This window comes from Shimazuella kribbensis DSM 45090, from assembly GCF_000428065.1.
GTDB classification, from domain to species: Bacteria; Bacillota; Bacilli; order Thermoactinomycetales; family Thermoactinomycetaceae; genus Shimazuella; species Shimazuella kribbensis.
Genome location: NZ_ATZF01000020.1, coordinates 1 through 24,770, shown reverse-complemented (window position 1 = coordinate 24,770; position 24,770 = coordinate 1). Strand labels below are relative to the sequence as shown.

Here is a 24,770-nt window from a genome sequence, read left to right as displayed (position 1 = left end):
TTATAATAAGGCTAATTATTTTCATTTGGCTATTGCTGAGGTGAGCTGGAGTGGAACATTCTTATTATCGAGATACACGTATTGAAGTGGACCTCGATGCAATTAAACACAACATTACTCAGTTTCGCCAAGTTTTATCTACAGATACAAATATTCTTGTTGCTGTGAAAGCAGATGCATATGGACATGGGGCTGTTACTGTATCTCAGGCTGCATTATCAGCAGGTGCAACTCACCTAGGGGTGGCATTTGTAGATGAAGGCATTCAGTTGAGGGAAGCACAGATAGGAGCTCCTATTCTTGTCTTTGGTTATGTTCCTCCCTATGCGATAGAAGCAGCATTGTTAGCTGATCTAACCTTAACTGTGTATGACTTGGAGCACATGAAGCAGATTGCAGATGTCGCAGAGAAGATAGAGAAAAAGGCAAAGATTCATCTAAAGGTAGATACCGGTATGGGACGATTAGGTATACCGCCTAAAGAGGTGATTTCCTTTATCCACCAGATTCAAAAAAGAGAATCAGTGGAATTAGAAGGGATATACACTCATTTTGCTACAGCTGATGATCAACACTCTGATTATTTTGATCTACAGTTGACGCAATTTGAGGGGATTTTACAACAATTAAAACAATTAGGTATAGAAATTCCACTAAGGCATGCTGCAAATAGTTCTGCAACTTTACGTCTGAAGCAAAAATGTTGTAACTTAGTGCGCATAGGCATTAGTCTATATGGATTCCAAGATGTTTCTAATCCACAAGTGCAATTGAAGCGAGCATTGAGCCTTAAGTCCTCTATTACACAAGTCAAATGTTTGCCAGGCGGTTCGGGAGTCAGTTATGGGAAAACATATACAACTTCCCATGATGAGTGGATAGCTACGATTCCAATCGGATATGCTGATGGTATTTCCAGACAGCTTTCAAATAAAGGAATCGCATTGGTGAATGGTACGCGTGTTCCTGTTATTGGGCGAGTATGTATGGATCAACTTATGTTACGAGTAAATGACGCAATGCCTGTTTCTATAGGGGACGAAGTTGTATTAATAGGCAAACAAGAAAATCAAGAAATTACAGCTGATGAAATAGCCGATCAACTCGATACGATTCATTATGAGGTTGTAACGCGCTTAGGAAGCAGAATACCTCGTTTATACTTTGAACATGGTGAACAGATCTCAACACGTAACATTCTCCATTCTCATGGAAAAGCCGAAAGATAGAAGGAATTTTCTTTCTTTGCTCGAATAGAAATTATTATGGCCTATTTTATATTTGATAGGAATGTTTTTTTGTTTGCGATGTTACCTATCGTATATTTTTGCGTTCCAATCAACATAATGGTAGTATTATGTGGTGTTATAGGGACATTACAGTAAAAAATGTAGGTTTTGCTAAATATCGCTAACGGTGTAGATTGGTTGGGGGTGCACATATTTTGTCTAGTACCAAGAGAATCATGATCAGCCTACCGAAAAATTTGCTTCAAGAAGTGGATGGTTTGGTAGAACAGGATAACTCCAATCGAAGCGAATTTGTTCGTCAAGCGATGAAGCTATATCTCCGCGAGAGAAAAAAACGCTTCATTCGAGAAATGATGAAAAAAGGGTACATGGAAATGGCTCGCATTAATCTAGGGATATCCCACGAAGCTTTCCAAGCAGAAGAGGAAGCGGATTGTACCTTGGATCGTTTGGTTAGCGGGGTGTAGGTATCTTGATTGTAAAGCGTGGCGATGTATATTTTGCTGATCTTTCCCCTGTGGTCGGATCCGAACAAGGTGGGGTTCGGCCTGTTTTGATTATTCAAAACGACATAGGTAACCGCTTTAGCCCCACTGTGATCGTCGCCGCGATTACTGCCCAGATTCAAAAGGCCAAGTTGCCTACCCATGTGGAAATCGATGCTAAAGCATATGGTTTTGATCGAGATTCGGTCATTTTACTGGAACAGATCCGGACGATTGACAAGCAGAGGCTAACAGATAAAATTACTCATCTTGATGATGAAATGATGAGCAGAGTAAATGATGCACTTCAAATAAGTTTAGGACTTATTGATTTTTAATGTATATTTTTAGCAGGTGATAGTCACCTGCTTTTTTTTATGTTTATAACATTTCTTTACGGGGAAATGATCTTGTGAATTCATCTATGATATTTAACACTTTGAAATTAGGAATGGAAGCATGTGCACTAATCGTCTTGGAGAGAATGAAGAAAAACAAATCAAAGGTTTTTGAATTTGAAACCCTCAGGAGGATGAATGGAGATGAAGGAACAACCCCTTGATCTGGTCAATTTAGTAATTCCTGCCAAAACTGATTTTGTCAGTATCGCCCGTTTAGCGGTATCTGGGATTGCCAATCGGATGGGTTTTTCTTATGATGATATTGAGGATTTAAAATTAGCAGTATCTGAAGCTTGTACAAATGCAGTAGACGCACAATATACCAATGGAGAAGGAGACATTAAAGTATGTTGCAATATCTTCTCCAATCGCCTCGAAATAGAAGTGACAGATCAATGTGTAAATGAACAAGATTTAGAAAATGAAGAATTAAAAACATTACGAGAACAAGGCTTAGAACTATATTTCATCGAGTCATTGATGGATCAAGTTGATGTCCAAGAAAAAGGAGGGGTAGTGGTTAAGCTTACTAAATTTATAAAAGAGAATGGAGTGGAGGAGCATGCCGGGTCGCCCGCATCCTACCCGACTCGATGAAGATCAAATTATTGAACTAGTCGATCGGTATAGGCGGGAAGGAGATAGAGAAGCCCAGGAACAGCTAGTCACCCAATTTCGCGACTTAGTTGAATCAGTCGCTTACAAATTTTCACGCGGGCAAGAATTGTATGAAGATCTTGTACAAGTAGCTATGATCGGTTTGCTTGCTGCTATTAGACGTTATGATCCAGAAATTGGACGAAGTTTTGAAAGCTTTGCAGTCCCTACTATTGTTGGGGAAGTGAAAAGGCATATTCGTGATAAAACCTGGAGTGTCCATGTCCCTCGAAGGATAAAAGAACTTGGACCGCGAATAAAAAAAGCAGTGGAACAGCTAACGGTAAATCTACAGCGTTCACCAATGGTGACGGAAATTGCAGAATACCTGGAAGTGACACCAGAAGAAATACTCGAAACGATGGAAATGGGGAGAAGTTACCAAGCTATTTCCATGGACTCTCCAATTGAATCTTCATCAGAAGGAAATCCACTTACTTTATTTGACTTAGTGGGTACAGAGGATGAGGCGTTTGAAAAAATTGATAAAAAGTTATTACTCGAAAAAATCTTTCAGGTGCTAAGTAGCAGAGAAAGGGAAATTTTGGAGTTAATCTTCTTTGAAAACTTGAGTCAAAAACAAGTTGGAGATCGTTTAGGTATCTCCCAGATGCATGTGTCTCGTTTGCAACGTAGAGCACTCAAAAAACTTCGTCAAACCATCCGAATGGATTTGTCTGAAATCATCTGATAGGTAGACAAAGGTTTCTGGGTTGGATTCCCTTCTTGACGGAATCCTATATCCCATGCCTTAAGGCATGGTGAATGATAATAAACAGCTGAGAATTTACATATTTACCTTCACATGCCCGTATTGAAAGTAGCCGCTTGTCCACTTGGTGGACAAGTTTTTTTAATCCGTTTTACAGATAATGTCCAAGTGTGCCAAAATAGAAAGCGAACACAAGTTTAGGTGGTGCCAAGATGGAAGTTATGGATTTGGTGGAACAAGTTGCTCGGGAATTATCTTTTCGAGTGGAACAAGTAAAAGTGACAATGGAACTATTAGAAGAAGGTAATACTATCCCATTTATCGCTCGTTACCGTAAGGAAATGACTGGAGAACTTGATGAAGAGCAACTTCGTCAAATTGAAGAAAGATATCGATATATTGCTGGACTTTATGCTCGCAGAGATGAAATTATCCGTTTGATAGATGAACAAGGCAAGCTCACAGAGGAATTGCATCAAAAATTATTAAAAGCTACGAAACTTCAAGAACTAGAAGATTTATACTTACCCTATCGTCCCAAAAGAAAAACAAGAGCAAGTATGGCAAGAGAAAGAGGTTTGGAGCCGCTTGCCAAAATTATTTTGGAAGCAAAAGAAATCGTGGATAGCAATGAACTCGCTTCTCCATTTGTAAACGAAGAGAAAGACGTAAAATCAACCGAGGATGCAATCAAAGGAGCACTAGACATTCTCGCAGAAGAGCTGTCTGAAGATGCAGACACGAGAAAGTGGGTCCGCACCTATACGTGGAATCAAGGTATATTAGAATCCAAAGCAGTAGATGCAGATGAATCCTCTGTTTATGAAATGTACTATGATTACCAAGAACCGATCCGCACTATGCCTTCTCATCGCGTTCTCGCAGTACGCCGAGCAGAAAGAGAAGGTATGTTGAAATTGAAACTTACTGTTCAAGAAGATGTTTATTCTTTACTGCGCAAGTGGTTTCCGCATGAAAATACATATACCCTTCCGATTATACAGGACAGCTATAAAAGATTGATCGCACCATCGATTGATCGTGAAATTCATGCAAGGATGTTAGCTGACGCGGAAGAAAAGGCAATTGATATTTTTAAAGAGAATCTTAGACATTTGTTATTACAATCTCCTATTGCCGGAAAAGTCGTATTGGGGGTAGACCCTGCCTATCGAACAGGTTGTAAATTGGCAGTTGTGGATGATACAGGAAAACTATTGGATATTGATGTTATCTATCCAACTAAGCCAAATGAGCGAATAGAAGAAGCAAAAGATAAAGTAAATACGCTTTTGGCCAAATATCCCATCAACCTTATTGCTATAGGTAATGGGACAGCTTCACGGGAAACAGAAGACTTTATAGCCGAAGTCATTCAAGAATCGGACAGAGAAATGTACTATGTGATTGTAAATGAGGCAGGTGCTAGTGTATATTCTGCTTCACCACTAGCGAAAGAGGAATTTCCAGAACTAGATGCAGCCCGCAGAAGTGCTGTTTCAATCGCAAGACGTTTGCAAGATCCACTGGCCGAATTGGTGAAAATCGACCCAAAGTCGGTTGGAGTAGGACAGTATCAGCATGATGTGAATCAAAAAAAATTGTCTGAGTCTTTGACGCAAGTAGTGGAATCATCTGTTAACTATGTAGGGGTGGATGTGAATACAGCATCTCCAGCACTGTTGCAGTATATTTCTGGAGTAAGCAAAACAGTAGCGAAAAATATAGTGATAGAAAGAGAAAAAATAGGAAAATTTACAAACCGAAAACAGTTGAAAAAGGTTTCGAAACTAGGAGCAAAAACATTTGAACAGTGTATCGGTTTTTTACGAATTCGAGATGGAGAAAATCCGTTAGATAAAACACCTATTCACCCTGAATCGTATTCTATTGCAGAACAATTGTTGCAAAAACTAGGAATTTCCGCACATGATCTAGGACTCGAGGAATCAAAAGAAACATTAAAAAAAGTAGACGTACACAGCATGGCTCGAGAACTGGACAGTGGTGTGCCAACGATGAAAGATATCATTGATTCTTTGCTTCGGCCAGGAAGGGACCCAAGGGAATCATTACCTAGCCCGATTCTACGCTCGGATGTTTTAAAAGCAGAGGATTTGGAGACTGGTATGCAGTTAAAAGGAACCATTCGAAATGTAGTTGCATTTGGAGCATTTGTAGACATTGGATTAAAAAATGATGCACTTGTTCACATTTCCAAACTCAGCAACCGATATGTACGCAATCCAATGGATGTGGTTACGGTAGGAGATATTGTAGATGTTTGGGTGTTGTCTGTAGACAAAGTACGTGATCGTGTCAGTCTCAGTATGATAAATTAACAAAGAGCTAGGTATTTCTCTATAAGGGAATGCCTAGCTCTTTTCATGAATAAGAAAGATATTGTCATATTTTGGATTTTTATGGGTTGTCAAGATAACGGATGATTGCCTTTCTCATCATACTCTTTTTTTATAAACGTAAACCAGCAGCGATTTAGAAATCGTACTTGCCCACGATCTTTTTGCCTAAAAGCTTGCATCAATTGTTTACTCAGCCATTTGGGCATGAGCATTTCCCCCCGTAAAACTGACATTATTTATGTTTATTACACAAATAGGTTGTCTTGTTCCTAAGTTCAAGAGATTTAACAAAAAAGGAATGAAAGTGCAAATTTGGGGGTAAAAGGAAAGAGAGGTGAATAGAAATGGAAAAAGAAACATATTATGTCACGGTAGATGGAACCATCCATTCGGAAAAATTATTAGATGATGCTCCCTATGATTTTGAGATTCAGGCGACAGAAGATGAAATAAATAATCTACAAGACTTGTTTCAACGTACATACAATAATGATTGGGATACATACGTCCAAGCGCATCTTCCCTACCTTACAGATGAACGACAAAAAGCAAGTACAGATGTCGATCAAAACATAAAAGAGATTTATGAGGCCATTTATCGATTAGGAAGTGATGAAACCAAAAGAAGTATCGAAGGATTAGGGTTGCTTGATCTTTCTTGATCAAGTAAGTATACTTGAAATATGAATGGTTTTCTTACACCAATATTGGAGGAATGAGTAGTGGGACCACAATACTATCAATCTTCTTCTTCTGCGGTTAAAACAGATCAACGCTTATTTCAACGCGTTTTTTCGTGGATGTTTGCTGGCTTACTACTAACAGGAATTATTGCATATTTCTTAAGTAGTAATACAGATATCGCATCGATGATCGTTTTTAATCCTGGTATCCTATGGGGTGCCATTATCGTGGAAATTATTATCGTGCTTGCTATTTCCGCCTTGATCGGTAGAATTTCTGCCTTTACGGCTACGTTTTTGTTTTTCTTGTACGCAGCCTTAAACGGAATAACTTTTACGGTTATTCTTGCTTACGTCGACATCAGTACAGTTGGTTCAGCTTTTATTATTACTGCTGGTATGTTTGGTATATCTGCTGCACTTGGTTACTTGACGAAAGCCGATCTTTCCAAAATGGGATCCATTTTGTTAATGTTTGTGATCGGAATTCTTTTAGCAAGTGTAGTGAATATCTTTTTCATACAAAGCAGTGGTTTCGATTTGATTCTTTCTTACATCATTGTAGCCGTTTTCTGTGGGATTACAGCGTATGATGTGCAAAATATTAAACGTCTGAGCCATAGTATCCAATCGATGGATCAAAATACTGCTACAAAAGTAGCTATATTTGGCGCATTGATGTTATATATTGATTTCATTGCCATTTTGCAAAGCTTGATCAATATATTCAACAGAGACTAAGTTCGCTTAGATTAGCCTCAAAAGCCTTCTCACTATATCGTGGGGAGGTTTTTTTGATAACATAAAAAAATATGCTTGACGAAGAAGGTTAAATCATGCTAGATTATAGAAGTCGCTTGAAGCGGAAGAAAAAATGCTTGCAATGATTTAAGATTTTTGATAGAATAACTCTTGTCTTCAAAAATGTTCCCAAATAGCTCAACGGCAGAGCAATCGGCTGTTAACCGATAGGTTGCAGGTTCGAATCCTGCTTTGGGAGCCAATCCTGGAGAGATACTCAAGAGGCCGAAGAGGACGGTTTGCTAAACCGTTAGATGGCGTAAGCCATGCGAGGGTTCGAATCCCTCTCTCTCCGCCAGACTTTTTTGTTATGATTAGTATGGCCCGTTGGTGAAGCGGTTCAACACACCAGCCTTTCACGCTGGCATGCAGGGGTTCGAATCCCCTACGGGTCACCATTTTTGGGCGCTTAGCTCAGCTGGGAGAGCACATGCCTTACAAGCATGGGGTCGGCGGTTCGATCCCGTCAGCGCCCACCATGTTTTACAGAATTTCTTTAACCCTTTTGGGGCTGTGGTGTAGAGGCCTAACATGCCTGCCTGTCACGCAGGAGACCGCGGGTTCGAATCCCGTCAGCCCCGCCATTTTTTTGTGGCGATCGTGGTGAAGCGGTTAACACACCGGATTGTGGCTCCGGCACTCGCGGGTTCGAATCCCGTCGTTCGCCCCATTTTTAACGCCTATTAATTCTGTTGGGGAGTAGCCAAGAGGTAAGGCATCGGTTTTTGGTACCGTGTACCGAAGGTTCGAATCCTTCCTCCCCAGCCATTTTTTCCTTAATTTTGTAAGAGCCATTAGCTCAGTTGGTAGAGCATCTGACTTTTAATCAGAGGGTCGAAGGTTCGAGTCCTTCATGGCTCACCATTTTATATATGCGGGTGTGGCGGAATGGCAGACGCACCAGATTTAGGTTCTGGCGCCGAGAGGCGTGGGGGTTCAAGTCCCTTCACCCGTACCATATACTATAATTAAAATTGAAAACTTGCGGTCGTGGTGGAATTGGCAGACACGCTATCTTGAGGGGGTAGTGGCCCTAGGCCGTATGGGTTCGAGTCCCATCGACCGCACCATTTTCCTTATTGGAAGAGTTATGACTGTAACTTTTCTTTTTTTATACCAAAACTATCAGTAGTAATGCGAGCTAAATGAAATATGCGGGTGTAGTTCAATGGTAGAACATCGGCCTTCCAAGCCGAATGTGAGGGTTCGATTCCCTTCACCCGCTCCACGATAAAAAGTTGCACAATATGTGCAACTTTTCCTTTATTTGGAGAGACGAACTTTCTTCTTTTCTCATTTCTTGGTAAGATAGAATTATTTCTTATGGATGGACGGTGTCACACCTTGGATAAACAAGTGATAGTTACAAATAGTGAGAAAGAAACAAGAGCATTGGCCTCACAGATCGGTTCTATGTTATCCAAGGGCTCAGTTATCGCTTTATCAGGAGAACTGGGAGCTGGAAAAACTACTTTTTCTCAAGGATTAGCAAAAGGGCTTGGAGTAGAGGAGTATGTAGACAGCCCTACATTCTCGATTTTAAAAATATATGAGGGAAGACTACCTCTTTATCATATGGATGTTTATCGATTGGATGAGGAAAGCATGGAAGACTTAGGCTTAGATGAGTATTTATTTGGTGATGGTGTGTGTTTAGTAGAATGGCCATCGCGTATTGATTCGCTTCTTCCAGAAGAGACAATAGCAATCGATATTGAAGCGCTTTCTACAGGGGCCAGAGCAATATCGATTCATTCGGCCAAGTTATATAAGGGGTTAATGTCATGAATATTTTAGCAGTAGATACTTCTACGCTTGTCCTAAGCATAGCTGTTTTAAATGAACAAAAAGTATTAGGAGAGAAATCAACCAATCTCAAAAAGAACCATTCGGTTCGACTAATGCCTGCAATAGATGAATTGTTGACAGATTTGGATATGTCCTTGTCTGATATAGATATTTTTGCAGTTACAGCGGGTCCAGGTTCATATACTGGCGTTCGTATCGGAGTTACGACTATCAAAACATTGGCTTGGTCCTTGCAGAAGCCTTTTCTTGCTGTCTCTACACTAGCTGTAATGGCAATGAATGGCCTATATTTCCCTGGAAATATCGTTCCACTTATTGATGCAAGACGAGAGCAAGTGTATACCTCCGTGTACCAAAAGGAAAATGGGAAATTACAAGAAAAGATGCCTGAAAAAATTTTGCTGATTGATGACTTATTAACAGAACTAAAAATAGATAAAAAAAGTGTCTTATTTGTCGGAGATGATACCCATATTTTTCAAAGCAAAATAGAAGGGGAATTAGGTGATCAAGCTCAATTTTCTCCTGCTGCTTTTCATCTTCCGCGTGCCAGCAATTTAGGAATTCTAGCTTTACAACAATGGTTAGAATCGGATAAAGGCGAAAACCAAGACTTTGCCCCAAATTATTTGCAATTAACACTAGCAGAGAAAAATTTACTGGGTCGTTTATCATGAATTCAACCAAAACGGTATTATTTCGACCGATGAAAGTAACAGATATTCCGGCTATCATGGAAATTGAGACACTTTCTTTTGCTGATCCATGGAGTGAATATTCTTTTGAAGACGAGATTACCTCTAATGATTTAGCCTATTATGTTGTTTCTTTGGTCGATGGTCAAATCGCTGGGTATGCTGGCATGTGGGTGGTTCTTGATGAAGCACAAATGACCAATGTGGCACTCCATCCAGCTTATCGAGGACAAGGGACAGGGAAAGAGACACTTATTTATATGATTGAATTAGCAAAACAATTAGGAGCATTGAAGATGTCCCTTGAAGTAAGGAAATCAAACAAGATTGCCCAACGAATGTATCGTGATCTCGGATTTACGGTGATCGGTACAAGGAAAGCCTATTATCCAGACAATGGAGAAGATGCGATATTGATGGGGTTGATTTTAAATGGAGAATAAAAATGTGATACTTGGTATTGAAACAAGTTGTGATGAGACCAGTGTTTCTGTCGTAGTGGATGGACATGCGGTTCTTTCTAATGTGATCAGTTCGCAGATGGAAATCCATCAAGCTTTTGGAGGGGTAGTGCCAGAAGTTGCTTCAAGGCGTCATGTGGAACGGATTACGTTGATTATCGAGCAAGCCTTATTGGAAGCAAATGTCACCAAAAATCAGCTCACAGCGATTGCGGTTACGCAAGGTCCAGGTCTAGTGGGTGCTTTGTTAGTTGGCGTAGCAGCTGCAAAAGCATTGGCATATGCACTTCGCATTCCACTGATTCCTGTTCACCATATAGCGGGACATATTTATGCCAATCATTTGGTTAGCCCGCTCCAATTTCCGCTTATTGCTCTTATTGTTTCTGGTGGCCATACAGAGCTTATTTATATGAAAGATCATATGAATTTTGAACGTTTAGGACGAACACGAGATGATGCTGTAGGAGAAGCATTTGATAAAGTTGCCCGCCTAATGAATCTACCTTACCCAGGTGGACCGCATATTGACCGTTTAGCAGCCCAAGGGTCACCCGCGTATTCTCTGCCACGTGCGTGGCTGGAAAAAGGATCACTGGACTTTAGTTTTAGCGGATTAAAATCGGCGGTTATGCAGTTTATGAAGCAAAACGAGCGGTACGTTGAAAAAGATTTGGCAGCTAGTTTTCAAACGGCTGTACTGGATGTGCTAGTGGAAAAAACATTTCGTGCAATCACCCAAAAAGAAGTTTCCAACCTCGTAGTAGCTGGTGGAGTAGCGGCGAACAGTGGACTCCGTAGTCGATTGCATAACAGAGCCAAGCAAGAGAAAATAACGTTAACTATTCCTTCATTGGAACTGTGTACAGATAATGCAGCAATGATCGCCTCGGCGGCATATTTTCTTTATCAAGAAGGGAATCCCGTAGATTTGGAATTAAATGCAGTACCAAATCTACCATTGATTTAAGTTTTCTATGATTACTCCCTACATCTTTCCTGCTGTATAGTTCAAGCAAAAGCGATATCTTGGAAAAGAGGGACACCATGAAACGTGCAGAGTGGAAGAACTTTGGTAAATTGATTCTGTTTGTCTGTGCCTTTAGTATTGGTCAGTTGATTGTTTGGAAACTATTATCCCCGATTCAAATCGTATTTACCATAAATGGATTTGCTATTGATTTGACTACCTTTTTACATCTTGTTGAAAGTGTGTTGGTTTACTCTGTTGTGCTCTACCTTTTCCTCAAAAAGTTTGGATATTGGGAGAAGATTTTTGGTGATTCGAAAACGGATATCATTCAAAAAGATGAACCTTTAAAGTGAATTGATAGATTTAAGAATGGGAAACTAGCTGAAGAAGCTAGTTTTTTTGCATTTATTCACACATTTTCCTGTTTTCATTTTTGATTATTTTACATATACTAAAGGTACAAACCACCCGTCCCCAATTCGACTTTAAGTCGAGAAAAGAGGCAAACTGTCATGCGTCGTATCATCGACACCAAGGTTCTGACCTTCGTCATCATCGGTCTGATCGCCTTTCCCAAGTGGGCCGACACGACTCACAAGTACGTCCTCCTGGGCTTCAACCAGCTCCTCCTGGGTCTCACCCAGTTGAAGGACGGTCTCGTTCAGTGGCAGGACGAGCACAGGGACGAGATCCTCGACATGCTCATGAGGACCGGCGAGTACATCATCAAGACCGATCTGTCGTGGGTCATCGCTCACCCGGTGCTGACGCTCATCATTCTGATCGTCGCCAAGTTCGTCATCACTCTGGCGAAGCGGTACATCGATCCCATCGTGGTGGCCTGGGTCAAGATCCAGATCGCCAAGATCGAGGGCAAGATGCTGCCGAAGAACAACAAGCCGTACGTGATCACGAACCTGACCGCTCAGCAGCCGAAGGCGCCGCTGGCACTGAAGAACTCGCAGGACTGACCTCGCAAGGACGGGACCGGGCAATTGATGTTGGTGACCTCCAGTCATCCGCAACAGTTGTCCCCCGAACGGTAATGAAACACCAATAGATGAAAAAGTCAGCGATTGTATGCTGGCTTTTTGCTTTTTTAATTCTTTAATGAAAATGAAAATTTGTATATAATAAAATGAACCAACTACTCGTTCTATTCCAGCTTTTGCTGGGGAAGGAGACTGACATGTCTCTCCTCTCTCGTCTCTCCAACCACGCTCGTACCGAGACGCAGATCTGGGCCCTCTGGGGAGTGGTCATCTTCGCTCTGGTGAGCTTCTTGCTGGTCGATGTCGACTGGACGAGGACCGTCTCCCAGTCGATCGAGATCATCCGGTTCCAGTTGAATCCCCGCACGTGGGTGAACTTCGTTTCCTACCTCATCAAGTAGGTCACTTGGGTCTCGTGGTCTTCGTCGAAGTGGCGGAATCTGCCAATAGCTAGCGCTGAGAAATTGAGAGGATAACTTTACCTATAGGACGAGAAGGACAGTATTTGTTTTGTTGATGACGATGTTCATCGGCAACATCTGCTGTCCCCCGAAAAAATGAATCACAACATAAAAACAGTAGACCAACCTCAGGGAGTGGTCTATTTTTGTATAATTTTACAAATTGAAAAATCGTTGAAAACGAATTTCCTTTTTATATAATAAATATACAAGTCCGTCCTAGATGATGGAAAACCATCAAGAAAGCTGAGGAAACCATGTCCCGTGGTTCGAAGATCTTCCTGGGCACCGTCGCGATCCTGGCTACCATCTTCATGGTTGTCAGCAAGTTCGCGCCCTCCCTCTTCGAGGTCGAGTTCACCGTGTTCGAAATGCCGGTCTCTGTCAATCCGGTCGCGATTCTCCAGAGCGGCATAGAGATCCTGAACGACGTGGCAGGTAAGCTCCTCATCCCCGCTTTCTTCCTTGGAGTGGTGTGGCTGGTGATGAACGATCTCAGCAACAATCACGCTCGGAAGGACCGTGACGACTGGAAGAACCGCTAGTACTAGGACGGAAGGGCAGTGTGTCTAGTTGATGAGAGCCACTCATCCTACATTACTGTCCGCCGAATATAACATTACATGACATAGATAGAAAGTAGGCCAGCCTTTGAGGTTGGCCTACTTTTTGTATAATTTTACAAAGTGGAAATTCTTTTTTCACTCTGGAAGAAGAGGTATACTAATTACGTACCGAATCGTCCTGCGTTTTTGGATAAGAGGCTTCATGAACGACAAACGTGGTTTGATCGCATCTACTGGTCACCCAACTCCAGAAGAAATCAATCCCGTAACAATGATCAAGGATGGGGTTCGGAAGGAGATGGATACACTGTATTCTTTCTCTCCTGAAAATCCCTTGGTTTGGGAAGGTTTGATTCTCTTGCTTTGTATCGCGATTTTTGGAGTGACCAAAAGGAAGTATGGACCAAAGACACCTTGTGACAAGGTGAACCTTCTGACCGTGCTCTGGAAAAATGCCTGTCTGCTCTGGGCTCTAAGGAAGCTCTGAGGACATCACAGGTAATGGACGTTTGGATCTTGCATGTATCCAGTTTGCTATGATTCAAACGTCCGCCCGAAAACGAGAAAGAAAACATAGATGTGCTAGCGAATATGCTAGCTTTTTTGCTGTGAGAATTGATTTCCTACTGGATTTCTAAAAGTGTTATGATAGAGAGATTCCCCGACATAACAAGAAAGGGAAAAAGCAGATGAATAAAAATTCGATCCGTCAAGAAATGCTAGCTCGTAGAATGAAGATGCGCTCCCCCTATCGTGTACAAGCTTCCAGAAATATTTGCGAACAGATCAAACAATTACCGATATACAAAAATGCATCTTCCATCCTCGCCTATTTTTCTGTTCGCAATGAAGTGAGTTTATATCCATTGATTGAGGATGCTTGGAAACAGGGGAAAAGAGTATCGCTTCCGAGTATGAAGCAAGACGAAATCATTCCTCGCTTGTTTACGTCTCCAAGTGATCTGGAACAAAGTGAATTTCACATACTAGAACCGAGATCTGGTTGTGAGAAAGTAGATTTACATGAGCTTGACCTTGTGTTAGTTCCTGGTGTTGCTTTTGATCAACAAGGTTATCGACTTGGATTTGGAAAAGGGCACTACGATCGTTTTTTTTCAAACATACCAGACGTATATAAATGTGGAATAGCTTATCACGAGCAAATTGTGGAAACAATTTTTCCAGAAGTCCATGATATACCTATGGATCTCGTTATTACTTCTGGAAAAAATGGTTAAATATCCCTGTTAGATATTTTGCCTGTTCTCTTTTTTGCCGTATAATAAAAGCTGGGGAGGTGGCTTTCTATTGGCAGAACAGAAAATCCCAAAAGTAACTGCAAAACGGTTGCCATTATATTACCGTTATTTAGAAAAATTACATGCCATTGGAAAACAGCGGATATCATCTGCTGATTTAAGTGAAGCATTACAAATTGATCCAGCCACCATCCGGCGTGATTTTTCCTACCTCGGAGAATTAGGAAAAAAAGGATATGGCTATAATGTTACGTATCTTTTGCAGTTTTTAAGAGATTTCCTCAAACAAGACGAAGTAACAAATGTAGTGCTCATAGGTGTGGGAAACTTGGGAACTGCTTTGTTACGTTACAATTTTTACCGATCTCACAATACAAAAATCGTTGCTGGTTTTGATCAGGAAGCTAGCAAAATAGGTTCTGATATCGATGGGATTCCAGTGTATTCGATGGATCGATTATCAGAAGTTATTGTCTTGCATCATGTAGAAGTTGCTATTCTTACTGTGCCGTTAAACGTTGCACAGGGAACAGCTGATTTTATTGTAGATGCCGGTATTAGAGGGATATTGAATTTTACTCCTGCACGAATCACCGCACCTGATCATGTGCGTATCCATCATATAGATCTCACCACAGAACTACAGACACTGATCTATTTTCTTAAGAAATTTCCAGCAGATGAAATATTGGAAGAGGAAGAGTTTTAAGGGGTATTCTGATGAGCGAAGAAGAATTTCAACCATTAGCAGATCATTTAGTTGAACTTAGGCGACGCCTTATTTGGGTGCTCGCTACTTTCGTTGTGGGCTTAGTAGCTAGTTTTTTATATGCAGCAGATATATTTAAGATTATTGGCAAAGATGCAAACGAACATTTTGCATTATATGCACTATCTCCAGCGGATTCATTTAAAATTTATATGCAAATATCGCTGGTATCAGCATTTATCCTTACGTTACCTGTTTTGCTCTATCATCTTTGGCAATTTGTTCGACCAGGTCTAGAACCTCGTGAACAAAAAGCTACTTTAATCTATATTCCTGTAGCTTTCCTCCTATTTATTGGAGGATTATTATTTGGATATTTTTTAGTTTTTCCACTAATGATCGATTTTCTCACCAAAATCTCCAAAGATCTTGGTGTCAAGCAAATGTATGGAATATATCAGTATATTAGTTTTATGTTTAATGTCATTGTCCCTTTAGCATTATTATTTTTACTGCCAGTTATCGTACTTTTTTTAACACGTCTACGATTGATCACTCCAGCTTTGTTAATCAAAGTACGAAAGATAGCTTATATCGTCTTGATTGTGATCGCTCTTATCATCACACCAGATTTACTTTCTAATTTTTTAGTAGCTGTTCCATTGATCCTGCTCTATGAGATCAGTATCGCACTTTCCATTTGGTTATTTCGCCGAATAGAAAAGGAATCAGAGTTGGAATCGCTTACGACAGATGATTGACACATTTTTTTGCTTAGAGCTTGCAAAATGTATCTTAGATGATTATCATAAGTATTGGGTGTTAGCACTCGATGGAGTAGAGTGCTAATAATCGAACGAAAAAAAGGAGGTTTTCCCATCATGATTAAACCACTTGGTGATCGTGTCATTCTAGAAGCTGTTGAGAAAGAAGAAACAACCGCAAGCGGTATCATTCTACCTGATTCCGCTAAGGAAAAACCACAAGAAGGAAGAGTCGTTGCTGTTGGTACTGGACGTATCGACGAAAACGGTAACCGCGTTGCACTTGAAGTAAACGCAGGTGATCTTGTTATTTTCTCTAAGTATGCTGGAACTGAAGTAAAATATGATGAGAAAGAATACCTCATCTTACGCGAAAGCGATATTCTTGCAGTAATCGAGTAATTTTTACATAAGAAGGGAGATTTTTATTATGGCTAAAGAGATTAAATTTAGTGAAGACTCTCGCCGTGCGATGCTTCGCGGTGTGGATGCATTAGCAGACGCAGTAAAAGTAACTTTGGGGCCAAAAGGTCGTAACGTGGTATTGGAACGTAAATTTGGTTCTCCACTCATCACCAATGATGGTGTAACCATTGCAAAAGAAATCGAACTAGAAGATGCTTTTGAAAACATGGGAGCTCAATTGGTAAAAGAAGTAGCTACCAAAACAAACGATATTGCTGGGGACGGAACCACTACAGCTACTGTACTTGCTCAAGCTATCATTCGTGAAGGTTTGAAAAACGTTGCTGCTGGTGCAAATCCAATGATCGTTCGTAAAGGAATCGAAAAAGCAGTTACAACTGCTGTAGCTCAAATCAAAGAGATTGCAAAACCAATCGAAGGCAAAGAGTCTATCGCTCAAGTAGCAGCTATTTCTGCTAACGATGATGAAGTAGGTAAACTCATTGCAGAAGCAATGGAAAAAGTGGGTAACGATGGAGTTATCACTGTAGAAGAATCCAAAGGTATCACTACCGAACTCGATGTAGTAGAAGGTATGCAATTTGACCGTGGATACATCGCGTCCTATATGGTTACCGATACAGATAAAATGGAAGCTGTTTTGGATGATCCATACATCTTGATCACAGATAAAAAAATCAGCAATGTTCAAGATATCGTTCCATTGCTTGAAAAAGTTGTGCAACAAGGTCGTTCCATCTTGATCATTGCAGAAGATGTAGAAGGCGAAGCATTAACCACGATCGTATTGAACAAACTACGTGGTACTTTCACCGCAGTAGCTGTAAAAGCTCCTGGATTTGGTGATCGTAGAAAAGCAATGCTTGAAGATATCGCTATCCTCACTGGTGGCCAAGTGATCACCGAAGATCTTGGTCTTGATCTAAAAACTACTGGTCTAGATGCACTAGGTAGTGCACACCAAGTACGTATAAACAAAGACAACACCATTATCGTAGATGGTGCTGGAGAAGCAAGCGAAATCAAAGGCCGCGTTTCTCAAATTCGACAACAAGTGGAAGAAACCACTTCTGAATTTGATAGAGAGAAATTGCAAGAGCGCTTAGCAAAACTTTCTGGTGGTGTAGCAGTTATTAAAGTTGGTGCAGCTACCGAAACCGAATTGAAAGAGAAAAAACTTCGTATCGAAGATGCGCTAAACTCTACACGTGCAGCAGTAGAAGAAGGTATCGTTTCTGGTGGTGGTACCGCATTGGTGAACGTGATTCGTTCTGTTGACCAACTAGAGTCTTCTCTACCAATTGGTGACGAAAAGACAGGTGTATCGATCATCAAACGTTCTCTTGAAGAGCCAGTTCGTCAAATCGCACACAATGCAGGTCTAGAAGGATCCGTCATTGTGGAGCGTCTGAAAAAAGAAGAAGTTGGAGTAGGCTTCAACGCATTGACTGGAGAATGGGTAAACATGATCCAAGTTGGTATTGTAGATCCTGCTAAAGTTACTCGTTCTGCATTACAAAACGCTGCATCTGTAGCTGCAATGGTTCTAACCACCGAAGCAGTTGTTGCAGATAAGCCAGAAGAAAACAAAGCACCAGCTATGCCTGACATGGGCGGAATGGGTGGAATGGGCGGCATGATGTAATTAGGGATTTAAAACCCTTTTTGTATCAACGTTTTCCAACTAATTTGTTATCTTGTCTTTGGTAAAAAACAGACATAGAATAATAAAAAAGAGAGAAGGCCTTTCATCAGTTTATAACACTGTTGAGAGGCCTTTTTTTCATGTTAGCGTTTAATGAATGTCTCTTTATTCTCTCTCTGTGTTAAACCAACTTCCGTTAATAATGGTGTAAGAATCCATTCTCCTTAACCATCCTTATTGTTGATTGCTTTCACCACTATTTTCGAGTCTTCAAGAACTTTCCGAATTTGACGAGCGAATGCAAGTGCTTCAGATCCGTCTCCATGAATGCAAATCGTATGAGCTTTGACAGACACATCGACACCTTGCTGTGAGAGAACTTTTCCGTCTTTGACCATTCGAACAACCTGAGCGACAGCTTGCTCATTGTTGTGTATAAGTGCGTTTGGTTGGTTTCGCGGTGTTAAGGATCCGTCTTGCTGGTAAGTGCGATCAGAAAATACTTCATGTGCTGTTTGTAGGCCTATTTTTTCCCCAGCTTGAACCAACTCACTGCCTGCAAGACCGAACAGAATGAGTTGTGAATCTACTTTATAAACGGCTTCAGCAATTGCTTCTGCTAATGTTCTATCTTTTGATGCCATGTTGTACAATGCCCCATGTGGTTTGACATGCTGCATATTTTCGCCTTCTGCTTTGATAAATCCATTAAGTGCTCCGATTTGATAAATGGTAATATCATATGCTTCTTGTGGTGTAATACTGATGTTGCGCCTTCCGAATCCAATCAAGTCAGGAAACCCAGGATGTGCGCCAATCTTGACGCCGTATTTAAGCGCTAGTTTGACAGTATTTCGTATTACAGACGGGTCCCCAGCATGAAATCCACAGGCAATATTAGCTGATGTGACGAACGGAAGAATCTCTTCGTCTATCCCTAGTTTATAAACTCCAAAACTTTCTCCTAAATCACAATTTAAATCAACTTGATACATATAAAAAGCTCCCTATCTATTAAATATTCCATTCTCTTTAAATTCTACGCTAAATGGCGATTGTTTGCTGTTATGATGAGGCTAAGCATAATATCGATAAGAATCAGTTTGTTAACTAATAGGTAACATACAATAAAAAATGAAAAAATAATAAATTTCCGATTTTATATTCCTTTTTGCCTCTTAAGTTAACCTTTCATTAACTCCAAACAGGAATGATTAGTGTTTTTTTATTCAGACAATTATAATAGTTTTATAACCAATAAACAGAAATCACATTCCGAATGACAAATAGATAGGGGGGATTGAAATGCTTCAGACCAATTTAGATGAGAATTCGAATATACAGATTAAACCACTCGGAGATTCAGCGATTCTTGTTCAGTTTGGATCAGTGATTAATCGTGAAGTACATTTAAAAGTGAAAGCGTTCACGGATGAGATGGAAGCACACTCCTTTGCTGGCTTTATAGAATGTGTCCCAGCATTTACAAGCGTGACTATTTTTTATAATCCTGTACATGTTTATGAAAAGTATAAAAAGCAAGGTGAGTATGTTCATCTTTCTGAGAAAGAACAGTCACCTTATAGCATTGTATATTCCATAATAAAAGAGAAGCTAAAAGAATTGAAAGAGGTAAAGGAAGTAAAGCATCGTGTTGTTGACATTCCGGTTTGCTATGGAGGGGAGTTTGGACCGGATTTAGAAGCGGTGGCAGAGTATCATCATTTATCGGCAATGGAAGTCATTCAAATTCATTCGAAATCAGAATATCTCGTATATATAATAGGGTTTGCTCCCGGTTTTCCTTATTTAGGAGGAATGTCTGAAAAGATCGCGACACCACGCCATCATTCACCGAGATTATCGATACCATCAGGATCAGTCGGCATTGCTGGTATGCAGACAGGTGTTTATCCCATTTCCACACCTGGTGGCTGGCAAATAATTGGTCGCACACCGGTTGATCTCTTTTATCCAAAAGAAAATCCTCCAAGTCTTCTGCGATCGGGAGATATAGTCAAGTTCAAGCCAATTTCTCTTGAGGAATATAAGAGGCATAAGGAGAAAATTTTATGAGCATAAAAGTAAATAATCCTGGTTTACTTACTAGTATTCAAGATTTAGGGAGATACGGTTTTCAAAAATATGGAGTTGTTGTGAGTGGCGCTATGGATGTTAACTCTCTTCGGATTGCGAATTTGCTTGTTGGCAATCAAGAGGGAGAAGCTGCTTTAGAAATCACGTTAATGGGAGCATCATTTTTGGTGGAAGAAGACTTATTAATTTCTGTTACAGGTGGAGACCTGTCCCCGGCAATAGGGCAAGAATCTTTACCTTTATGGAGACCTGTCTATGTGAGAAAAGGAAGTGTGCTTCGCTTTCCTGCATGCCGTTCGGGTTGTCGGGCCTATATGTCTGTTGCTGGTGGTTTTGCTATTGAGGATGTGATGAAAAGCAAGAGTACTTATTTGCGAGGAAAAATAGGGGGATATAGGGGACGAGCCCTAAAAACAGCAGATACACTGAGTTGCAACAAAATGCCGAAAAGAGCTATTCGGCTTCTTCAACAGTTGAAAAAAAGAGCGGGTTCTTACTCATTTGCTACAGTTAATTGGTATGTTAGTTCAGAATCATTTGTGAATATCAGTAAAAGTCCAGAGATTCGAGTTTTAAGAGGGGGAGAATTTGACCGTTTTACCTCATCAAGTCAAAGGCAATTCTTTGAGCAAGACTTTCGAATCTCTCCAAAGTCAGATCGAATGGGTTACCGAATAGAGGGCCCTTCTTTACAGACAGAGGGTTCATTTGACCTTATTTCTGAAGCTGTTTCCAACGGTACGATTCAAGTACCGAAGGATGGAAACCCAATTATCTTGCTTGCTGATCGGCAGACGACAGGCGGATATCCGAAAATTGCCCAAGTGGCAACTGTTGACCTGCCTCTCCTAGCACAAGTAAAGCCAGGTGAAAGAATTCGATTTAAAGAAATTACACGAAATGAGGCAGAACAGCTTTACCTAGAGCAAGAACGACAGATGAAACAACTAAGTGCAGGGCTTCTTTTAAAAGAAACATAAAATAGAAAAAACGCAATAAAAATATAAACTGGTGATAGATAGGAACGAAAAATTTCAAATGGATGAATCTACCAAAGTAGGGACAAGATAAAAAAGAAGGTGATAACTACTTACTGAGGTGGATGGTAAATGAAAAATCAGTTACATCATGACCATAACCAAGATAATACTGGAAAAGATACAACATTAACAAATAGGCAAGGGCATCCAATCACGAACAACCAAAACATCCGCACAGTAGGAAACCGTGGCCCTAGTACACTAGAGAACTACGATTTTATAGAAAAGATCAGCCATTTTGATCGTGAACGTATACCTGAACGCGTCGTTCATGCACGTGGAGCAGGCGCTCATGGTTACTTTGAAACATATGGAACAGCAGGAGAAGAGCCTGTATCCACATACACTCGTGCGAAGTTATTTCAAGAAAAAGGGAAGAAGACTCCCGTATTTGTTCGATTTTCTTCTGTTATTCATGGTGGACACTCACCCGAGACGCTACGTGACCCACGTGGATTTGCGGTGAAATTTTATACAGAGGATGGAAACTGGGATTTGGTGGGGAACAACCTAAAAATATTTTTTATTCGTGATGCGATGAAGTTTCCTGATATGGTTCATGCTTTTAAGCCAGATCCGATCACTAATATTCAAGACAATGAAAGATTTTTTGATTTTTGTTCTAACTCCCCTGAGACATTTCATATGGTTACGTTTTTGTTTTCACCATGGGGTATTCCGGCAAATTATCGAATGATGCAAGGTTCTGGAGTAAATACATACAAATGGGTAAATAATGAAGGTCAAGCGGTATTAGTAAAATACCACTGGGAGCCAAAACAAGGGATTAAAAATTTGACGCAAAAAGATGCAGAAGCGATACAGGCAACTAACTTCAACCATGCGACACAGGATTTATACGATGCGATTGAAAACGGAGATTATCCAGAGTGGGAGTTATTGGTCCAAATCATGAGTGATGATGCACATTCTGAGCTGGATTTTGATCCATTAGATGATACAAAACTGTGGCCGGAAGAAAAATTTCCATGGTTACCTGTTGGGAAGATGGTATTAAATAAAAATCCCGAAAACTACTTCAACGAAGTCGAACAAGTGGCATTTGGGACAGGTGTTTTAGTCGATGGATTGGATTTTTCAGATGATAAAATGCTGCAAGGTAGAACATTTTCTTATTCCGATACACAACGTTATCGTGTGGGAGCAAATTATTTACAATTACCAATCAATGCACCAAAAAAGAGAGTGGCCACAAATCAAAGCGGCGGGCAGATGCAGTACAAAGTAGACATTGCACCAGGGCAAAATCCTCATATTAATTATGAACCCTCTGTCTTAGGTGGATTACAAGAAGCCCGACAAGACGGAAAAGAACATACTCCATATGTAGCAGGCAATTTGGTACGTCAATCGATTGATCGTCAGAGCAATACCAAACAAGCTGGAGATACCTATCGCCAATTTGAGGTATGGGAAAAGGATGAACTGATCGCTAATCTTGTGTCTGGTCTGGCCAATTGTGATAAAAGAATTCAAGATCAAATGTTATATTTAGCCGAACAAGCAGATGCGGAGTATGGGAAGCGTTTAAGAGATGGATTGAAAAATGCTTCCAAAGACGGATCTAGTCAAAAACCGCTTGGGAATCGGGCAGGAGAGAAAGCACCACAAGAAGCGATTAACAAAGGACATGAAGCAGATCCATATTAAAAAAGGTAGTGTACCCACTACCTTTTTTAATGATTTGGAACCTAAATTTCTCCATTTATTCACAGAAAGTAAAAAACAACAGACAGAAATGACTAAATATTTGTTATATTAATGAAATTAACAGGAAAGGGTTGGTAAACATGATGAGGAAAATTTGGATGCCTTGTTTCATTGTTGGTTTAGCATTTGTTTTTACATTTACCATTCAATCTAATTTAGTAGCAGAGGCTAAAAATACGAGTGTTTCAACTTATATCAAAGGGGAAAGACACGAACATTGGACACCCGAAATTGCTGCGAATGCCAATCACAAATTGAGAATTGTCATCACGAATAACAACGATGCAAAAGTTGCCTTCCATGTGACAGATGTAAAAACGAAGAAAAAAGTGATTAGCGAGACGAAAGCTGGGAAAGGTAGTCAAACATATAATGTTTCTGGTCTATATGGTACGTACCAGCTTTACATACATTGCTATGATAAAAGACCATATAATCGAAACCACTGTGATGCAAAAGCAGTCGTATATAATTACTAGTATTTTCTTCATAGGCAGTAGTTTGCTTATGAAACAGGTAATTTTTTTATCGCTTGCAGGTATGGAATCTGGGGGATGATTTCCTCTATCGTCTTGACAAATTAGCGAAGGTGATTTTTCTTGAAACGGATAGAAATTTAATATTATTCTATAATTATAAAGTGTCCCAAAAAAAGAAAAGTGGTGTACATTTCCACTTGACCAACTTACGCGAATAGTTTTATATTTTAGTATATAAGATGTTTTAAAAATACAACATTTTATATGCTCTTTTAAAAAAATAAACATATATCATTGTAAGGGGGAAGAATCGGCATGGCCTATCAAAAGATTGTTAGTCGTTTGTTTCTCGTCCTTGTAGGTGCAGTATTGCTTTTAAGTTTTCCTCTCAATGCAAGTGCAGCTAACTATTCCTACGATGGTAAGAGCCCTACTGGTACTAATTGTGATGATACTGGCTACACCCCCACCGGAAAATCTAAGAGTTTTTCACATTTTGGTATTTCAGGCACTGTTCATCTGAAGTTCAGCTCGAAATGTAAAACTGCTTGGGTATATGTAGTACTCAACAGTAAACTCCCATCTGGTTATAGAGTTCAAGGATCAGTAATTCGGAATAACGATGGTAAAGAATTCATTTGTAGTGACTCGGGTGGAAACGGCGCGATCCAACCTACCGAACAATCTTGCTACAGTCCAATGGTATATGATTATAATCCAAACACAGCTTATGCACTGGTAGCTGTTACTCAAAATCCTGACTCTGTATTTTATAGTAAAACAGGAATCTCATATACCGCATCTTATTAGAATTATATTTATCTCTCCACCTTCGCTCAATTTTTGAACGAAGGTGTTATTATGTGCTGATTGGACTTGAATTGTTCTCGATTAAATTTTTTTATAAAAAAGGGGTTGCAATCTTTTTTTAGCCATGTTATATTATTTCTTGTCGCCGCGAGCAACACACAAACGGCTGACACAACAACAAAAAAGCAAAACTTGATTCTTGTTGGGACAAGTTGAGATAAGCACTTCTCACTTACCACCATTACAATGACAAGTTGCGCTAAGGCGCAGAAGCGCCAAGTCGCACTTTGAAAATTGGATAGGAAATGATGATAGAGAAAAGACATGTGTGTCTTTTCCGTCAAGTTGCGAACACCGGGTGATAGAGATGAAAATTTGTATCACCAAGTAAGAATAGTAGGAGAAGCTACTAAGGGCACACGGTGGATGCCTTGGCGCTAGGAGCCGATGAAGGACGGGACGAACACCGATATGCTCCGGGGAGCTGTAAGTGAGCTTTGA

Annotated in this window: 28 protein-coding genes, 11 tRNA genes and 1 rRNA gene; 38 read left to right on the top strand and 2 right to left on the bottom strand. The window is 40.3% G+C overall.

Features of this window, described 5'->3' with window-relative positions:
* Positions 1 to 50: 50 nt before the first annotated feature.
* From alr to A3GQ_RS0119245, 6 genes are all read left to right on the top strand, one after another.
* On the top strand, positions 51 to 1,229 hold the full coding sequence (gene alr / locus A3GQ_RS0119270; protein WP_028778451.1) for an alanine racemase: 1,179 nt from the start codon (positions 51 to 53) through the stop codon (positions 1,227 to 1,229).
* A 236-nt stretch (positions 1,230 to 1,465) separates the two neighbouring features.
* Positions 1,466 to 1,717 (top strand): CopG family ribbon-helix-helix protein, encoded by a 252-nt coding sequence (locus A3GQ_RS0119265; protein WP_051272116.1) that lies wholly within the window; start codon positions 1,466 to 1,468, stop codon positions 1,715 to 1,717.
* 5 nt (positions 1,718 to 1,722) lie between these two features.
* A complete protein-coding gene (locus A3GQ_RS0119260) occupies positions 1,723 to 2,073 on the top strand; it encodes a type II toxin-antitoxin system PemK/MazF family toxin (protein ID WP_028778449.1) in 351 nt (116 codons plus the stop codon).
* 204 nt (positions 2,074 to 2,277) lie between these two features.
* A complete protein-coding gene (gene rsbW, locus A3GQ_RS0119255) occupies positions 2,278 to 2,733 on the top strand; it encodes an anti-sigma B factor RsbW (RefSeq protein WP_037465574.1) in 456 nt (151 codons plus the stop codon).
* Positions 2,699 to 3,484 (top strand): RNA polymerase sigma factor SigB, encoded by a 786-nt coding sequence (gene sigB / locus A3GQ_RS0119250; protein ID WP_028778447.1) that lies wholly within the window; start codon positions 2,699 to 2,701, stop codon positions 3,482 to 3,484. The genes rsbW and sigB overlap by 35 nt, the downstream gene beginning before the upstream one ends.
* 233 nt (positions 3,485 to 3,717) lie before the next feature.
* Positions 3,718 to 5,847: a Tex family protein gene (locus tag A3GQ_RS0119245; RefSeq protein ID WP_028778446.1), complete on the top strand. Its 2,130-nt coding sequence runs from the start codon at positions 3,718 to 3,720 to the stop codon at positions 5,845 to 5,847.
* 89 nt (positions 5,848 to 5,936) lie between these two features.
* Here A3GQ_RS0119245 and cmpA read toward each other — a convergent pair whose 3' ends face one another.
* On the bottom strand, positions 5,937 to 6,074 hold the full coding sequence (gene cmpA, locus A3GQ_RS27360) for a cortex morphogenetic protein CmpA (protein WP_156877820.1): 138 nt from the start codon (positions 6,072 to 6,074) through the stop codon (positions 5,937 to 5,939).
* A gap of 138 nt (positions 6,075 to 6,212) precedes the next feature.
* On the opposite strand from cmpA, the gene A3GQ_RS0119235 reads away from it, so the two are divergent.
* The 26 genes from A3GQ_RS0119235 to groL all read left to right on the top strand — a co-directional run bounded on the left by A3GQ_RS0119235 (position 6,213) and on the right by groL (position 18,112).
* Positions 6,213 to 6,530 carry a hypothetical protein gene (locus A3GQ_RS0119235; protein WP_037465563.1) on the top strand — a complete coding sequence of 106 codons (318 nt, stop codon included), beginning with the start codon at positions 6,213 to 6,215 and terminating at the stop codon, positions 6,528 to 6,530.
* 60 nt (positions 6,531 to 6,590) lie between these two features.
* Complete coding sequence (locus A3GQ_RS0119230; RefSeq protein ID WP_028778444.1) at positions 6,591 to 7,292, top strand: Bax inhibitor-1/YccA family protein; 702 nt, start codon at positions 6,591 to 6,593, stop codon at positions 7,290 to 7,292.
* Positions 7,293 to 7,479: 187 nt separating this feature from the next.
* Positions 7,480 to 7,554 (top strand) — tRNA-Asn (locus A3GQ_RS0119225).
* 5 nt (positions 7,555 to 7,559) lie between these two features.
* A tRNA-Ser gene (locus A3GQ_RS0119220) sits at positions 7,560 to 7,650 on the top strand.
* A gap of 23 nt (positions 7,651 to 7,673) precedes the next feature.
* Positions 7,674 to 7,750 (top strand) — tRNA-Glu (locus A3GQ_RS0119215).
* A gap of 5 nt (positions 7,751 to 7,755) precedes the next feature.
* A tRNA-Val gene (locus A3GQ_RS0119210) sits at positions 7,756 to 7,831 on the top strand.
* A 28-nt stretch (positions 7,832 to 7,859) separates the two neighbouring features.
* Positions 7,860 to 7,936 (top strand) — tRNA-Asp (locus A3GQ_RS0119205).
* Between the two features lie 10 nt (positions 7,937 to 7,946).
* Positions 7,947 to 8,022 (top strand) — tRNA-His (locus tag A3GQ_RS0119200).
* 23 nt (positions 8,023 to 8,045) lie between these two features.
* Positions 8,046 to 8,120 (top strand) — tRNA-Gln (locus A3GQ_RS0119195).
* Positions 8,121 to 8,140: 20 nt separating this feature from the next.
* Positions 8,141 to 8,216: transfer RNA gene (locus A3GQ_RS0119190), tRNA-Lys, on the top strand.
* 10 nt (positions 8,217 to 8,226) lie between these two features.
* Positions 8,227 to 8,310 (top strand) — tRNA-Leu (locus A3GQ_RS0119185).
* Positions 8,311 to 8,336: 26 nt separating this feature from the next.
* Positions 8,337 to 8,422, top strand: a tRNA-Leu gene (locus A3GQ_RS0119180).
* A gap of 84 nt (positions 8,423 to 8,506) precedes the next feature.
* Positions 8,507 to 8,580: transfer RNA gene (locus A3GQ_RS0119175), tRNA-Gly, on the top strand.
* A 116-nt stretch (positions 8,581 to 8,696) separates the two neighbouring features.
* Positions 8,697 to 9,140, top strand: coding sequence for a tRNA (adenosine(37)-N6)-threonylcarbamoyltransferase complex ATPase subunit type 1 TsaE (gene tsaE, locus A3GQ_RS0119170; protein WP_028778443.1), 444 nt, complete (start codon positions 8,697 to 8,699; stop codon positions 9,138 to 9,140).
* Positions 9,137 to 9,838, top strand: a complete 702-nt coding sequence (gene tsaB / locus A3GQ_RS0119165; RefSeq protein ID WP_028778442.1) for a tRNA (adenosine(37)-N6)-threonylcarbamoyltransferase complex dimerization subunit type 1 TsaB — start codon at positions 9,137 to 9,139, stop codon at positions 9,836 to 9,838. The genes tsaE and tsaB overlap by 4 nt, the downstream gene beginning before the upstream one ends.
* The gene (rimI, locus tag A3GQ_RS0119160) at positions 9,835 to 10,299 is read left to right on the top strand and encodes a ribosomal protein S18-alanine N-acetyltransferase (protein WP_028778441.1); all 465 of its coding nucleotides are present in this window, start codon (positions 9,835 to 9,837) and stop codon (positions 10,297 to 10,299) included. The genes tsaB and rimI overlap by 4 nt, the downstream gene beginning before the upstream one ends.
* The gene (tsaD, locus tag A3GQ_RS0119155; RefSeq protein WP_028778440.1) at positions 10,289 to 11,287 is read left to right on the top strand and encodes a tRNA (adenosine(37)-N6)-threonylcarbamoyltransferase complex transferase subunit TsaD; all 999 of its coding nucleotides are present in this window, start codon (positions 10,289 to 10,291) and stop codon (positions 11,285 to 11,287) included. Before rimI ends, tsaD begins: the two co-directional genes overlap by 11 nt.
* Positions 11,288 to 11,364: 77 nt before the next feature.
* The gene (locus A3GQ_RS0119150; RefSeq protein WP_028778439.1) at positions 11,365 to 11,643 is read left to right on the top strand and encodes a hypothetical protein; all 279 of its coding nucleotides are present in this window, start codon (positions 11,365 to 11,367) and stop codon (positions 11,641 to 11,643) included.
* 159 nt (positions 11,644 to 11,802) lie between these two features.
* A complete protein-coding gene (locus A3GQ_RS0119140) occupies positions 11,803 to 12,261 on the top strand; it encodes a hypothetical protein (RefSeq protein ID WP_156877819.1) in 459 nt (152 codons plus the stop codon).
* Between the two features lie 739 nt (positions 12,262 to 13,000).
* Entirely contained in the window at positions 13,001 to 13,288 is a 288-nt protein-coding gene (locus A3GQ_RS27350; protein WP_156877817.1) for a hypothetical protein, read from the top strand.
* A gap of 223 nt (positions 13,289 to 13,511) precedes the next feature.
* Positions 13,512 to 13,796 carry a hypothetical protein gene (locus A3GQ_RS0119130; protein WP_028778436.1) on the top strand — a complete coding sequence of 95 codons (285 nt, stop codon included), beginning with the start codon at positions 13,512 to 13,514 and terminating at the stop codon, positions 13,794 to 13,796.
* 202 nt (positions 13,797 to 13,998) lie between these two features.
* On the top strand, positions 13,999 to 14,547 hold the full coding sequence (locus A3GQ_RS0119125) for a 5-formyltetrahydrofolate cyclo-ligase (protein WP_028778435.1): 549 nt from the start codon (positions 13,999 to 14,001) through the stop codon (positions 14,545 to 14,547).
* 70 nt (positions 14,548 to 14,617) lie between these two features.
* Positions 14,618 to 15,277 (top strand): redox-sensing transcriptional repressor Rex, encoded by a 660-nt coding sequence (locus tag A3GQ_RS0119120; RefSeq protein WP_028778434.1) that lies wholly within the window; start codon positions 14,618 to 14,620, stop codon positions 15,275 to 15,277.
* Positions 15,278 to 15,288: 11 nt separating this feature from the next.
* Positions 15,289 to 16,038, top strand: coding sequence for a twin-arginine translocase subunit TatC (gene tatC, locus A3GQ_RS0119115; RefSeq protein ID WP_028778433.1), 750 nt, complete (start codon positions 15,289 to 15,291; stop codon positions 16,036 to 16,038).
* Between the two features lie 120 nt (positions 16,039 to 16,158).
* Positions 16,159 to 16,443, top strand: coding sequence for a co-chaperone GroES (groES, locus tag A3GQ_RS0119110; RefSeq protein ID WP_028778432.1), 285 nt, complete (start codon positions 16,159 to 16,161; stop codon positions 16,441 to 16,443).
* A 28-nt stretch (positions 16,444 to 16,471) separates the two neighbouring features.
* Positions 16,472 to 18,112 (top strand): chaperonin GroEL, encoded by a 1,641-nt coding sequence (gene groL / locus A3GQ_RS0119105; protein WP_028778431.1) that lies wholly within the window; start codon positions 16,472 to 16,474, stop codon positions 18,110 to 18,112.
* Between the two features lie 224 nt (positions 18,113 to 18,336).
* Here groL and A3GQ_RS0119100 read toward each other — a convergent pair whose 3' ends face one another.
* Positions 18,337 to 19,107: a LamB/YcsF family protein gene (locus tag A3GQ_RS0119100; RefSeq protein ID WP_028778430.1), complete on the bottom strand. Its 771-nt coding sequence runs from the start codon at positions 19,105 to 19,107 to the stop codon at positions 18,337 to 18,339.
* Between the two features lie 310 nt (positions 19,108 to 19,417).
* On the opposite strand from A3GQ_RS0119100, the gene pxpB reads away from it, so the two are divergent.
* From pxpB to A3GQ_RS0119065, 6 genes are all read left to right on the top strand, one after another.
* On the top strand, positions 19,418 to 20,188 hold the full coding sequence (pxpB, locus tag A3GQ_RS0119095) for a 5-oxoprolinase subunit PxpB (protein WP_037465560.1): 771 nt from the start codon (positions 19,418 to 19,420) through the stop codon (positions 20,186 to 20,188).
* Positions 20,185 to 21,189 carry a 5-oxoprolinase subunit C family protein gene (locus tag A3GQ_RS0119090; protein WP_028778428.1) on the top strand — a complete coding sequence of 335 codons (1,005 nt, stop codon included), beginning with the start codon at positions 20,185 to 20,187 and terminating at the stop codon, positions 21,187 to 21,189. The genes pxpB and A3GQ_RS0119090 overlap by 4 nt, the downstream gene beginning before the upstream one ends.
* Before the next feature lie 129 nt (positions 21,190 to 21,318).
* Positions 21,319 to 22,920 carry a catalase gene (locus tag A3GQ_RS0119085; RefSeq protein ID WP_028778427.1) on the top strand — a complete coding sequence of 534 codons (1,602 nt, stop codon included), beginning with the start codon at positions 21,319 to 21,321 and terminating at the stop codon, positions 22,918 to 22,920.
* Between the two features lie 140 nt (positions 22,921 to 23,060).
* On the top strand, positions 23,061 to 23,459 hold the full coding sequence (locus A3GQ_RS0119075) for a hypothetical protein (protein ID WP_169818313.1): 399 nt from the start codon (positions 23,061 to 23,063) through the stop codon (positions 23,457 to 23,459).
* Positions 23,460 to 23,774: 315 nt separating this feature from the next.
* Complete coding sequence (locus A3GQ_RS25005; RefSeq protein ID WP_051272111.1) at positions 23,775 to 24,269, top strand: DUF2690 domain-containing protein; 495 nt, start codon at positions 23,775 to 23,777, stop codon at positions 24,267 to 24,269.
* 399 nt (positions 24,270 to 24,668) lie between these two features.
* Positions 24,669 to 24,770 (top strand): 23S ribosomal RNA (locus A3GQ_RS0119065); the annotation flags it as partial.